16 protein-coding genes and 1 pseudogene are annotated in these 11,733 nt (G+C 40.6%); 16 read left to right on the forward strand and 1 reads right to left on the reverse strand.

Annotated features, from left to right (window positions below; genetic code table 11):
* Nucleotides 1-519: 519 nt before the first annotated feature.
* The 16 genes from ACTNES_RS16035 to ACTNES_RS16110 all read left to right on the forward strand — a co-directional run bounded on the left by ACTNES_RS16035 (nt 520) and on the right by ACTNES_RS16110 (nt 11,506).
* Entirely contained in the window at nt 520-933 is a 414-nt protein-coding gene (locus ACTNES_RS16035) for a type II toxin-antitoxin system PemK/MazF family toxin (RefSeq protein ID WP_441040091.1), read from the forward strand.
* Nucleotides 934-939: 6 nt separating this feature from the next.
* Nucleotides 940-1,176: a helix-turn-helix domain-containing protein gene (locus ACTNES_RS16040; RefSeq protein WP_171332337.1), complete on the forward strand. Its 237-nt coding sequence runs from the start codon at nt 940-942 to the stop codon at nt 1,174-1,176.
* Nucleotides 1,177-1,294: 118 nt separating this feature from the next.
* Nucleotides 1,295-1,921 carry a helix-turn-helix domain-containing protein gene (locus ACTNES_RS16045; RefSeq protein ID WP_171332336.1) on the forward strand — a complete coding sequence of 209 codons (627 nt, stop codon included), beginning with the start codon at nt 1,295-1,297 and terminating at the stop codon, nt 1,919-1,921.
* Nucleotides 1,922-1,925: 4 nt separating this feature from the next.
* Nucleotides 1,926-3,299 carry a site-specific integrase gene (locus ACTNES_RS16050; protein WP_171332335.1) on the forward strand — a complete coding sequence of 458 codons (1,374 nt, stop codon included), beginning with the start codon at nt 1,926-1,928 and terminating at the stop codon, nt 3,297-3,299.
* An 84-nt stretch (nt 3,300-3,383) separates the two neighbouring features.
* Nucleotides 3,384-3,689, forward strand: coding sequence for a hypothetical protein (locus tag ACTNES_RS16055; protein WP_171332334.1), 306 nt, complete (start codon nt 3,384-3,386; stop codon nt 3,687-3,689).
* Between the two features lie 1,018 nt (nt 3,690-4,707).
* Nucleotides 4,708-5,574 (forward strand): ParB/RepB/Spo0J family partition protein, encoded by an 867-nt coding sequence (locus tag ACTNES_RS16060; protein WP_441040092.1) that lies wholly within the window; start codon nt 4,708-4,710, stop codon nt 5,572-5,574.
* A gap of 26 nt (nt 5,575-5,600) precedes the next feature.
* Entirely contained in the window at nt 5,601-6,386 is a 786-nt protein-coding gene (locus tag ACTNES_RS16065; RefSeq protein WP_441040093.1) for a ParA family protein, read from the forward strand.
* The gene (locus ACTNES_RS16070; protein ID WP_441040094.1) at nt 6,376-7,281 is read left to right on the forward strand and encodes a ParB/RepB/Spo0J family partition protein; all 906 of its coding nucleotides are present in this window, start codon (nt 6,376-6,378) and stop codon (nt 7,279-7,281) included. Before ACTNES_RS16065 ends, ACTNES_RS16070 begins: the two co-directional genes overlap by 11 nt.
* On the forward strand, nt 7,281-7,631 hold the full coding sequence (locus ACTNES_RS16075) for a replication initiator protein A (RefSeq protein ID WP_154432768.1): 351 nt from the start codon (nt 7,281-7,283) through the stop codon (nt 7,629-7,631). Before ACTNES_RS16070 ends, ACTNES_RS16075 begins: the two co-directional genes overlap by 1 nt.
* A gap of 47 nt (nt 7,632-7,678) precedes the next feature.
* The gene (locus ACTNES_RS16080) at nt 7,679-8,671 is read left to right on the forward strand and encodes a DUF6017 domain-containing protein (protein WP_154581413.1); all 993 of its coding nucleotides are present in this window, start codon (nt 7,679-7,681) and stop codon (nt 8,669-8,671) included.
* A 17-nt stretch (nt 8,672-8,688) separates the two neighbouring features.
* Nucleotides 8,689-8,985 carry a hypothetical protein gene (locus tag ACTNES_RS16085; protein ID WP_154581414.1) on the forward strand — a complete coding sequence of 99 codons (297 nt, stop codon included), beginning with the start codon at nt 8,689-8,691 and terminating at the stop codon, nt 8,983-8,985.
* Nucleotides 8,986-9,000: 15 nt separating this feature from the next.
* A complete protein-coding gene (locus tag ACTNES_RS16090; RefSeq protein WP_154432771.1) occupies nt 9,001-9,432 on the forward strand; it encodes a hypothetical protein in 432 nt (143 codons plus the stop codon).
* A 171-nt stretch (nt 9,433-9,603) separates the two neighbouring features.
* Nucleotides 9,604-9,927, forward strand: a complete 324-nt coding sequence (locus ACTNES_RS16095) for a helix-turn-helix domain-containing protein (protein ID WP_235232786.1) — start codon at nt 9,604-9,606, stop codon at nt 9,925-9,927.
* Between the two features lie 57 nt (nt 9,928-9,984).
* Nucleotides 9,985-10,704, forward strand: a complete 720-nt coding sequence (locus tag ACTNES_RS16100) for a hypothetical protein (RefSeq protein WP_154432773.1) — start codon at nt 9,985-9,987, stop codon at nt 10,702-10,704.
* 14 nt (nt 10,705-10,718) lie between these two features.
* Nucleotides 10,719-11,057 (forward strand): MmcQ/YjbR family DNA-binding protein, encoded by a 339-nt coding sequence (locus ACTNES_RS16105; RefSeq protein ID WP_154432774.1) that lies wholly within the window; start codon nt 10,719-10,721, stop codon nt 11,055-11,057.
* A complete protein-coding gene (locus ACTNES_RS16110) occupies nt 11,054-11,506 on the forward strand; it encodes a YaiI/YqxD family protein (RefSeq protein ID WP_154432775.1) in 453 nt (150 codons plus the stop codon). Before ACTNES_RS16105 ends, ACTNES_RS16110 begins: the two co-directional genes overlap by 4 nt.
* Nucleotides 11,507-11,590: 84 nt before the next feature.
* On the opposite strand, the pseudogene ACTNES_RS16115 reads toward ACTNES_RS16110, so the two are convergent.
* Nucleotides 11,591-11,733, reverse strand: a pseudogene (locus tag ACTNES_RS16115) (flavodoxin family protein); the annotation flags it as partial.

Consider the following 11,733-nt stretch of genomic DNA (forward strand, 5'->3'; position numbering starts at 1 on the left):
GGGCTCGGAGATGTGTATAAGAGACAGCTAAAAAAGTAGTGGAGTCAATCCCCTATTTTCATTACAGGCTGAGATAAGCTTTCATGATTCGTTGAAAACTGCATAGACAATCATCGAATACGTTCCTGCTGTCGGTGCGAGAGCATCAGCCACATCAGCGGTACGCCGTGACGTATCGGAAAGAGAAACAGAATGACTTTCTTCCTATATTAAAGCAGTTGTCTCTCCTCCGGTATCAGCGATCAATATCGGCTTGTAAATACTGGGCAGCTACCAGTACGGCAATGAAAACAGCAGGGTTAAAGATACTTCTCTACGGAGCTGGCGGAGAACCCGGCAGAGGTTAGACTCCTATGGAGCTGATTCGCTATCAGCCGTTCGATGGTTCCCTGAGGGCAACCGTCCTCTTTCCCAGGGACTGCGTGGCAAATATGGGACACATAGATTTTGGAATGACTGCCCGATTGATTTCGGGCAGTCATTTGTTACATACCCAACGAAAGGAGGTCATGGCGAATGATGAAAGAAGATTGGGTATATCGTCGTGGCGATATTTACTTCGCTGATCTGGACCCGGTAGTTGGGTCCGAGCAAGGTGGGACAAGACCGGTGATCGTAATTCAGAACGATACCGGCAATAAGCATTCTCCTACGCTGATTGTAGCAACGGTTACGACCAGAATCCGTAAAAAGGAGAATATGCCGACTCATCTTTTGATTAAAGATAATCCTGCTTTCCGTGAAGCATCTGTGGTGCAGCTGGAGCAGATCCGCACGATTGACAAGTGCAGAATTGATAATTACTTAGGTAAGGTTACGCCCCATGAGATGGTGGCGATTGAGAAAGCCTTGTCCATTAGTTTGGCTATGGAGCAGCTTAAAAAGCAAACCGGCTCCGCAGCATATAAATACAGAAAGAATCCCAAGGAGTGAACATAAATGTTTGAAGAAAGAATCGCTGCTATGAATCAGCGTACAGAAGAAACTCTGGCTGCATCCGCAGGCCAGTTTGATAAAAGAACCTATACGGTTGATGAAATCCAAGACATCCTGGGTATCAGCAGAACCAGCGCATACAACCTCGTAAAGAAGAATGCCTTTCACAGTGTCCGCATCGGCGGCAGCATCAGAATCTCCAAAAAGAGCTTTGATGAGTGGTTGGATCACCAAAATTGAGATTTGTCAAGGATGTCGTGCTACCCAGCGACAAACTTCAAAATAAATCAGGAGTTCGATAAAATGTAGCCATGACAAGAAAACACATGGCTACATTTTTACATAGGAGGTTATTTGGATGGAAAATGCGAGAAAACGCACGAGTATGTCTGTTCCTGAAATGGGTAGATTACTTGGTCTCTGCAAAACTGAGTCGTACTGGCTCATCAAGAAAAACTATTTCAAGACCATTACTGTCGGCGGCAACATGAGGGTGATGATCGACAGCTTCGAGAGTTGGTATGCCAATCAGTTCAAATATCAAAAGGTTGATGGAACCCCTCCCGGAGAGGAATTGAAGAAAACTACATATTCTGTTGAGGAGCTTGGTCAGCGCCTTGGTCTAAAGGAAGCGACTGCTTATGAGCTGATTGCCAAAGGTCACTTTGAAATCGTAGAGGTGCTGGGCAAGCGAAGAATTACTAAGGACAGCTTTGAACGCTGGTATGCTTCACAAAGTGATTACCGTACAATCGAGGATCAGGAAAAGGATGCGGAGATTGTGGCTGTAACCTACGGGCTACCGGAGATTGCAAGAATGCTCGGAGTTCATCGGCAGAATGTATATGGCATAGCCGCCAAGGGCTGCTTTGAGCTTATCCGAGTTGGCAGACACAACCGAGCCACAAAAGAGAGCTTTATGAAGTGGTATCAGAACCAAAACCGTTACCGGCTGGTAGCGGAGGATGGATTGGAAAGGAGTTGATTTTATGGCATCCATCGTTAAGAGAAAAAAGAAGTATTCCGTAGTTTATACATACACCGACGAGAATGGCAATAAGCGTCAAAAGTGGGAAACCTTTGACACCAATGCCGAAGCCAAGAAAAGAAAGTTGCAGGTCGAATATGAGCAGGAAGCAGGAACCTTTATCCCGCCCTCTGCCAAAACCGTCAATGATCTTTTGGAGGAGTATATGTCAATCTACGGCGTGAACACCTGGGCAATGTCCACTTACGAAAGCCGTAAGAGTCTGATTTCCAATTATATTCGCCCACTTATCGGTGATATGAAGTTGGAGGATGTTACTCCGAGAATCATGGATAAGTATTACAGAGATTTGCTTACTGTGAAGGCTGTGTCTACAAAGTATGTGAAAGCTCGTAACGAGTATCTGACTCCGCATACTATCAGAGAGATTCATAAGGTTCTGCGTAATGCGTTCAACCAGGCAGTAAAATGGGAATTGATGACCAGAAATCCGGTAGAACACGCCACGCTGCCAAAAGAAGAACACAAGACCAGAGACATCTGGACAGCAGAAGTTCTTCTAAAGGCATTGGAAGCCTGTGACGATGATATTCTTCGTCTGGCAATCAATCTTGCGTTCTCCTGTTCCTTGCGAATGGGAGAGCTTCTGGGACTTACCTGGGACTGCGTGGACATCTCACCTGCAAGCATAGAGCTTGGTCAGGCAAGTATCTTCGTTGAGAAAGAATTGCAACGAGTAAATCGTGAAGCGATGGCAGATCTTAACGGCAAAGATATTCTGTTCAAATTCCCACCCACCTTTGCAAGCACCCACACCGCACTGGTACTCAAAACACCTAAAACCAAAACCAGTGTCCGCAAGGTATTTCTCCCGAAGACTGTGGCAGAAATGCTGGTTCAACGTAAGGCTGACATCGAAGAGCTGAAAGACCTTTTCGGTGACGAGTTTACAGACTTCAATTTAGTATTCTGTTCTTCCAACGGCAAGCCGATTGAGGGTCAGGTTATCAACCGTGCTTTCAATAAGTTGATCGAGGAGAATGGACTTCCAAAAGTAGTTTTCCATAGTCTTCGCCACTCCAGTATCACCTACAAGCTGAAGCTGAATGGCGGCGATATGAAATCCGTTCAGGGCGATTCAGGTCACGCACAAGTCAAGATGGTAGCAGATGTTTATTCCCACATCATCGACGATGACCGCAGACTGAATGCAGAACGTCTGGAAGCAGCTTTCTATTCTGGTAGGACTGCAACCCCTGAACCGGTACAAAAGGTGCCAGAAGTCACACAGGACGATGATACGGCACTTCTGATGAGACTCTTACAGAACCCGGAAATGAGCGCACTCCTGAAAACGCTGGCAAAGAATCTATAACGAAACAAGGACAGACCCTTTTACATAGCTGATAAAGCTGTAAGAGGGTCTGTCCTTGTTTTTTTGTTTTAAGAGGTGAATTAGATGAACATGGAGTTCATGGATGAATACTATGAGCGCATGAGAGCTGATGACATTGAGAAATTATCATCACAGCGTAATGACGAATACGAAGAACGGGCTAAGGAGTATTCAGCTGCAAAGAATGCTCTTATTGAAGGGCTTGGATTAAATCATCTGTTTGACAGAAGCCACCAGCTGACACCAGAAGAAAAGCGGTTATGGAGATTATTTGACAGAGTTGAGGTTGCGGAGATTATGGCAAGAGATGCTCTCGCTAAAGGTGCTTACATGGTTGGTGCCGAAGATCGTGAACGAATGCTTCGGTAAAAATTAGACCTGCTTCGGCAGGTCTGCATTACATACAATCATAAAGTCTGAAAAAACCTTTGAAATTCTCAATAATTCTGGTTGAAAAATTCGGTTTGAAATGATATATTAAACAGACTTAAATTGGTGTCGTGTGACACCAGCGGTCCCACACGAGAATGAACTGGATTTCCTATCATTCCGCATAACGAGCAGATACATAGTGACATTTTCTTGTATTCAAAACGTCCGCCAAAAATCGAACGGCTTGCTAATTTAGAGCCAGTTGGACGTTGTAAAATCCCTCTGAATCAGCTATCACAGCATGGTATCAGATGGGATTGGAAATACTGAAAAAGCCTGTATTTCCAAGCATTTTTTAGTATCAGGTGTCACTTGCCGATGTCGAATCGGGTCTACTCCTAAGCGCTAGCTGTGGGTTCGATTCCCGCAGGGGACGGTTACTAAAAAAGCGGTAATGATTAGCAGAAAATGCTATGTCATGAGCCGCTTTTTTCTTTGCGATGAGATAAGAAAAGGCAGGCAGGGAATGAATTTCCAGCTAATTTGAAGTGATTTTTGTTAGCTGGCAGCTAATCAAAAATGCTGTTTTGCAAACAGGAAAAAATGGACTTTCTGCTAACATCAGGGTTCGTTCCTGTTGAAACCTCAGATCGGGGATGTAAAACAAGGTAAAATGGAGTAAAATCCCTCGCTGAAAGGAACTTCTGCAAACATCCATTAGCTGAAACAATAGAATATTTCATTAGCTGTAGCTAATGCAAACGGGATGCTCGTTTGGATCAGATTCAAATATAAGAATCTAATCTAAACGGGCATTTTTTGATGCAACAGGGGAGCAATAGATTCTGATGACTGTGCTTGCACAAAGGAAGAAGAATCTATTAGCGACCCGCAAGAACATGAGTATGGAGCATGATAATGCGAAATACGAATGTTCTCAGGATTGTGGAAGCGTAAGCGGAACAATCCGTGTTGCAGCAAATGTTGTTTGGATTACAGGAAAAGGAGGAGTTCAATGGCAGAAAAAGAAAACGAATCAAACAGGCTGTTTGAGGATGAAAAAGTCATAGAAATTGAGATTGAAAGACTCAGATCTTTTAAAGACCATCCATTTAAAGTGACTGACGATAAAGAAATGCATCTCCTGAAGGACAGTATCAAACAGTATGGTGTATTGAATCCGCTGATCGTAAGGCCAGTGCCGGATGGAGTATATGAAATTATCTCAGGCCACAGAAGAAAATATGCGGCTCAGCAGCTTGGATATCGAAAAGTACCGGTGATTATACGAGTTATGAACGATGAAGAAGCCATTATTAAAATGGTAGATGCTAATCTGCAAAGAGAACGGATCAGTTACAGCGAGAAAGCTTTTGCTTACAAAATGAAGAATGATGCTATGAAAAGGACTGCAGGAAGACCGCGTAGCCAAATCGACCACAATTTAAAAGGAAAGAGAACAGTGGAAATAATCGCAGAAGAAACAGGTGAAAGTCCAAAGCAGGTGCAAAGATATATTACTCTTACGAACCTGATTCCAGAGCTTTTACAGCAGTTAGACGATGAACTGATTTCCTTCAATCCGGCAGTTGAACTGGCAGCATTAAAGGAAAAGGAACAAAAACAGCTGATCGAAGCCATGGATTATGCTCAGTCCGTGCCCTCTCTTTCTCAGGCACAGCGAATAAAAAAATTGAGCAAAGATGGAAAGCTGACTTTAGAAAAAATGCAGGAAATTCTCAGTGAAATAAAAAAAGGAGAAGTAACAAGAGTCACATTTACAAATGAACAGCTTCACAGATATTTTCCTAACAACTATACACCGGAAATGATGAAGCGAAAAATCATAGCAATTTTAAAAATTTGGATGGAACAATACTGAAATATTTAGAGAGAGAGGAATAAAAAATGTGTAAAGTAATTGCTATTACAAATCAGAAAGGCGGAGTTGGAAAGACCACGACAACCGTAAATTTAGGGATTGGTCTCGCAAAAGAAGGAAAAAAAGTGCTGTTGATTGATGCAGATCCACAGGGAAGTCTGACTGCCAGTCTTGGATATGTGGAACCGGATGATATTGGCATTACTCTGGCAACCATCATGCTGGCAGTGATCAATGAGGAAGAAATACAACCGGATGACGGAATCCTACATCATGAGGAAAAGGTGGATCTGTTACCAGCAAATATTGAACTATCCGCTTTGGAAGTGACACTGGGAAATGTAATGAGCAGAGAAATGATCATGAAGGATTATATCGAAATGATGAGAGAACGATACGATTATATTCTGATCGATTGTATGCCCAGCCTGGGAATGATGACGATCAATGCGCTGGTTGCTTCGGATGCAGTTCTGATTCCAGTACAGGCAGCATATCTGCCAGTAAAAGGTCTCCAGCAGTTGATCAAAACAATTTCCATGGTAAAGAAAAGACTGAACCGGAAATTGCAAATCATGGGAATTCTTCTGACCATGGTAGATTTCAGAACAAATTACGCAAAAGATATTTCAACCATGCTCCACGTTACCTACGGTTCAAAGATTACGATTTTTGAAAATGTAATACCGTTGTCGGTAAAGGCGGCAGAAACAAGTGCAGAGGGAATCAGCATTTATGCCCACTGTCCTAAGAGCAAAGTGTCCAATGCTTATAAGAATCTGACACAGGAGGTTTTAGAAAATGAAAAATAGAAGCGGCGAGAAAATCAAATTAACAAGCATCGACGAATTACTGGGTGTTGTAAATGAAGAATCAGCTATGGAGATTGAAATTGATAAAATAAAACCCTTTTCAGGTCATCCATTTAAAGTAATTGATGATGAGAAAATGCAGGATCTCATAGAAAGTATCAGCGAGTCCGGTGTTCTGACCCCTGTTCTGATTCGTCCGGATCAAAATGATGGATATGAAATGATCTCCGGTCATCGTCGGATGCATGCGGCACAGAAGGCAGGGTTAATAACAATACCGGCAATTGTCAGAGAAATGACGGATGATGAAGCTGTTATTGCCATGGTAGATGCAAACATCCAGAGGGAAGAACTGCTTCCGAGTGAAAAGGCATTCGCTTATAAGATGAAGCTAGAAGCAATGAAAAGGCAAGGAAGTAGAACTGATTTAACTTTGTCTCAAAATGAGACGAAGTTGCGATCTGATGAGATATTAAGCAAGCAAGTAGGTGAAAGTAGAGCGCAGGTTCAAAGATATATTCGTTTGACAGAACTTATCCCAGATTTACTGGAATTGATAGATAAGAAACGTCTGAACTTTACCATTGCTGTTGATATCTCATATATTCCGCAGGATGTGCAGGAATGGATTTATGAATATATCTGTGACAATGGATTTATCAAACCAAATCAAATTGCAGCTTTAAGAAATTATCTTGGACAAGGACCGGTTACCCAGAGTCTGATGATCAGTATTCTGAATAGCCATATTCCGGTAAAGGCTCCGGCAAGAAAGGTAACTTTGAATGAAAAGAAGCTGACGAAATATTTTCCAAAGAATTATACATCGGAAGACGTGGAGAAAGTGATTGAATCATTATTGGAGAAATGGAAACAGGAACAGGAGGTAATGTGATGGATTTTAAATATATGTATGGAAAACAGGCGGATCAGTATTCTTTTATACATATTCCAAAGATGCTGGTTACTGAAAAAATATTTACGGGAATTACCATTCATGCAAAAGTTCTCTACGGTCTTCTTTTAGACCGTATGGGAATGGCGGTGAAGAATAAATGGGTCGATGAAAGAAACCGGATGTATGTTGTTTATCCGATTCAGGAAATCCAGAAAGACATGGGAGTAACCAGAAAAAAAGCAAGGGAATGTCTGACAGAGCTTGAAAATGCCGGACTTATAGAAAAGCATTTTAGAGGCATGGGGCTGCCAAGCATTTATTACGTAAAAGACTTTGCGGTAGCGTGAGTAAGAAATGTCCATTATGGAACTACTACCGCAGGAAAGGAGAAAATATGGATCAGAAATTGACATTTCGATACTTTTACGGGAATGAAGCTGATCAGTACAGCTTCTACCGGATACCAAAACTTTTATTCAAAAATGAATATTTTAAAAATCTGAGCAGTGATGCAAAGATATTATACGGTCTGATGCTGGATAGAATGTCTTTGTCCATCAAAAATCAGTGGTTTGATGAACAGAACCGGGCATACATCTATTTTTCCATTGAAGATATCATGGAACTGTTGAACTGTGGAAGGAATAAAGCTGTAAAATCGCTGCAGGAACTGGATGATGAGAATGGAATCGGTTTGATTGAAAAGCGCAGGCAGGGATTTGGAAAAGCTAACATCATATATGTAAAAAGCTTCATGGTCTATGAGGAACAGGCGGAACAATCAGCAGAGGAAGCACAGAAGTTTACAAAACAAACCAATGTTGATACTCTGGAAGATGCAGAAGTTTATAAAACAAACTCCATGAAGTCCCAAAAACAAACTTCAAGAAGTCCTGAAAATAAACTTCAAGAAGTTTGCAATTCAAACTCTAATTATAATAATACTAGCGATATTAAAGAGAGTAAGAATAAATCAGATCAAATCATATCCGATAGACAGAGATCAGATGTTGATATGATGAATACGGTATCCGCTTATCAGGATCTCATCAAGGAAAACATAGATTATGAGTCATTACTTATTGCGTATCAGTATGACGAAGCATTGATTCAGGGCATTTATGAGCTTATTTTGGAAACAGTTCTGTGCAGTAGCGAAAAGATCCTGATCGCAAGTAACTGGTATCCGGCAGAACTGGTACGCGGCAAGTTTTTAAAACTGAATTATTCCCACATCGAGTATGTTCTTGACTGTTTCAAGAAGAATACATCAAAGGTGAAAAATATCAAGAAATATATGCTGGCAGCATTATTCAATGCCCCGACAACGATCGATGGGTACTATAAGGCAGAAGTGAATCATGACATGCCGCAGTTTGCTGTCTGACTGAGAGGAGGAGAAAGATGTTTTGTTTAAAGCTCATTGGGAAAATATTATTGATTCCGGTCTGGTTTATTCTCATAATCGTGGGAATACTCGTTAAGCTGGTTGTGAATATGGTTTCAATTGCTAAATCATTTGTGGTGCTTGGACTGGTAGCTTTGGCAATAGGAACGATTATCTGTTACCAGGATTGGGCGCAGGTTGTATTTTTGTTCTGCCTGATCGTTTCAGCATTTCTGGTTTTGTATGTAAGTGTATTTATAGATGCTGCGATTGATCTGGCCCGGGAAAAATTAGTGAGAATATTGTTAGCATAGAGGAGGAGAAGAACCATGATTAAAGAAAATAATTATATCCAATTACCACCGCTTCGTAGAGATACGGATTTGAAAGTGGTTATGGCATTGTGGGAATATGTAAAGATGCCAGAAGAATCCAGGCAAAAGGTCTTAGCATTTTTAGATGAATCAGAAAAGTATAATCCAAGTGGGGAGCTTCCCCCACTTGATTATCTGCAATCACTTCCTGTTGAAGATATCAATGATTTTGATAAAGTTATGGGAAAGATTATTAATGACATTATTGTAGAAGCATGTGATCTGGCTTGTTGGGTATATGTCTGTAAGTTTATAGAAGGATTGTCATTGGAACAGATTGTGGAGCAGAATAGAAGCGCAGAACAGTTTATTGCTGCTCTATTCTCTATGTTTGATAAATACATAGATATTCCTGATAACGATAGTAATAATATCAGACCATCATGAGTAAATTGATGCAGAACTGGGAACAAATATGATATACTAATGTAGTTCCTTATTTTTTTACCTGTATACTTCGTTATACCTAAGTATTTTGCATTTGAATATACAATCTGATAAGTTTCCTTAATTATAAGTACAATAAGGGTATCATATCGGAAATGAGGTGTAGAATACTTGCAAGCTGAGAACTATATTATTGCCAGGATTGAGCAGTTGTGTGAAAAAAAGAAATTTAGTAGGTACAGACTCGCTCAGAAATCTGGAATTGCCCAGTCATCTATTTCTACATTGCTAAACAGGAAGAGTGTTCCAACGATTCAGACGCTTGAGAAAATATGTGAGGGATTCGATATCACCCTTGCCCAGTTTTTTGCAGGTGATGAAGAAATTCCTGATTTAACAGCAGATCAGAAACAGCTGCTTTATGACTGGAATGCGATGGACGAACATCAAAAAGAGCTGGTAAAAGCGTATATACAGGGCATTATTAGAAAATAGGGACGTCTGTGCTGAGGGATGGCATAGTACGTCCTTATTTCAGCTTCGGGGGTTTTTATGAAAAGAAGTAATATTTTATGCTTTGTACTTATATTAGGGATTACTCTTTGTGGTTGTCAGACGCAGCCTGCAAAAACATCAACAACAAAACAACAGTTGGATCAGATGGATTATGAATCTGATGATGACTTTGAACTGTCTCTTCAATCATCAATCGGTAAAGAACAATGCTTTATTTGCGGAACACCGGCTGGTGGACTTTTGGAATATTATAGAAAATTCGATTCAATTGGGATTATCCATTGGGCCGATATGTCAGTCACTGACACCCGGATCCGAGAATATGATGATGATGGAAATGAAAAGATTGATTCTGGGCATATGAGCACAATGGTAAATTCTTTTGGAGAGGATTATGGTTCTATTATGACACACTCTCAACCGGATAGATGTATTGCGGAACCCAATATACACCTTGGAGAGAAAGATACGATAGACTGTGAAACTCTCAAAGATCAATTGTGTCAGGATTGTCTGGATAAGGTGTGTGAATTTTATGAAGATCAGGTAAACAGTGATAATGATGAATATCTGGAAAGCACAGGGTACTCACTAATTGATTTTACAACAGGAGAACTTTATACCCTATCTGATCCGTATCGGGGATATAGTATTCGGGATTATATGATCCGGTATGATTATAGAGAACAGGGAGACGGAGAAAAATATATAGATTTGCTGATCTTCTATGCTCCGATCCGGGGAGAGGAAGGTTAAGAAAAGAGGAAACTATGCAGACAAGGCAGGAGGCAATACAATATTGCCATTCATTTCAAGATGTATATGAAGATTATCCTTTTCATGATGATAACTGGTGTGTTATGCGTCATAAGGGAAATAAGAAAACATTTGCGCTTATTTATGATAAAGATGGTTATGTATGGATAAATGTAAAATGTGATCCGGAATGGAGAGAGTTCTGGAGAAATGCTTTTGAATCTGTGATCCCAGCTTATCATATGAACAAGACACACTGGAATTCTATTATCTTGGATGGCTCTGTTCCTGATAAAGATATCTGGCGGATGATCGGGGAAAGTTATGATCTGACGAAAGGAAAGAAAAAATGAGGATATTAGTAGATGCGGATTCCTGTCCTGTGGTGTCAATCGTAGAAAAAACAGCAAAGAAATATGAAATCCCTGTTGTTCTTTTATGTGATACAAACCATGTTTTATATTCAGATTACAGTGAAGTAATCACAGTGGGAGCCGGTGCTGATGCAGTAGATTTTAAACTGGTCAGTCTGTGCCAGAAAGGAGACATTGTTGTAACGCAGGATTATGGTGTCGCGGCAATGATTCTGGGTAAAGGTGCATATGGTATCCATCAGAGCGGTAAATGGTATACAGATGAAAATATAGATCAGATGCTGATGGAACGACATTTGACGAAGAAAGCCAGAAACTCAAAGAAAAAACATCATTTGAAAGGTCCGGCAAAGCGGACAGAGGCAGACGATAAAAGGTTTGAAGTGTCTTTGAATAAATTGATCGAGATGTATATTAAGGATAGGTAGTACAAAAATCAGGACGTAGGTTTTCAATCCCCTACGTCCTGATTTTTTTATTCCAATTCTACAAACTGGAATTTGGTGTGTGCTTTATAAATTTTTTCCAATCCACTCAAGTTCGTTCATGGAATCCTTATTTTTTTCAAGTTCATCTCTGGCTGTTGCATAATATGATTTTTTGAAAAGCATATCCCATGAAAGATATTTTGCCATACAGTCAAACTGCTTATCAA

The sequence above is a fragment of the Blautia sp. HCP3S3_D9 genome, assembly GCF_052063845.1.
In the GTDB taxonomy this organism is placed as follows: Bacteria; Bacillota; Clostridia; order Lachnospirales; family Lachnospiraceae; genus Blautia_A.

Excerpts from the sequence above, each read along its gene's own strand:
- ACTNES_RS16035 (WP_441040091.1), top strand. The coding sequence starts at position 520 with ATGAAAGAAGATTGGGTATATCGTCGTGGCGATATTTACTTCGCTGAT.
- ACTNES_RS16040 (WP_171332337.1), top strand. The coding sequence starts at position 940 with ATGTTTGAAGAAAGAATCGCTGCTATGAATCAGCGTACAGAAGAAACT.
- ACTNES_RS16060 (WP_441040092.1), top strand. The coding sequence starts at position 4,708 with ATGGCAGAAAAAGAAAACGAATCAAACAGGCTGTTTGAGGATGAAAAA.
- ACTNES_RS16050 (WP_171332335.1), top strand. The coding sequence starts at position 1,926 with ATGGCATCCATCGTTAAGAGAAAAAAGAAGTATTCCGTAGTTTATACA.
- ACTNES_RS16110 (WP_154432775.1), top strand. The coding sequence starts at position 11,054 with ATGAGGATATTAGTAGATGCGGATTCCTGTCCTGTGGTGTCAATCGTA.
- ACTNES_RS16090 (WP_154432771.1), top strand. The coding sequence starts at position 9,001 with ATGATTAAAGAAAATAATTATATCCAATTACCACCGCTTCGTAGAGAT.
- ACTNES_RS16045 (WP_171332336.1), top strand. The coding sequence starts at position 1,295 with ATGGAAAATGCGAGAAAACGCACGAGTATGTCTGTTCCTGAAATGGGT.
- ACTNES_RS16070 (WP_441040094.1), top strand. The coding sequence starts at position 6,376 with ATGAAAAATAGAAGCGGCGAGAAAATCAAATTAACAAGCATCGACGAA.
- ACTNES_RS16080 (WP_154581413.1), top strand. The coding sequence starts at position 7,679 with ATGGATCAGAAATTGACATTTCGATACTTTTACGGGAATGAAGCTGAT.
- ACTNES_RS16085 (WP_154581414.1), top strand. The coding sequence starts at position 8,689 with ATGTTTTGTTTAAAGCTCATTGGGAAAATATTATTGATTCCGGTCTGG.
- ACTNES_RS16105 (WP_154432774.1), top strand. The coding sequence starts at position 10,719 with ATGCAGACAAGGCAGGAGGCAATACAATATTGCCATTCATTTCAAGAT.
- ACTNES_RS16055 (WP_171332334.1), top strand. The coding sequence starts at position 3,384 with ATGAACATGGAGTTCATGGATGAATACTATGAGCGCATGAGAGCTGAT.
- ACTNES_RS16100 (WP_154432773.1), top strand. The coding sequence starts at position 9,985 with ATGAAAAGAAGTAATATTTTATGCTTTGTACTTATATTAGGGATTACT.
- ACTNES_RS16075 (WP_154432768.1), top strand. The coding sequence starts at position 7,281 with ATGGATTTTAAATATATGTATGGAAAACAGGCGGATCAGTATTCTTTT.
- ACTNES_RS16065 (WP_441040093.1), top strand. The coding sequence starts at position 5,601 with ATGTGTAAAGTAATTGCTATTACAAATCAGAAAGGCGGAGTTGGAAAG.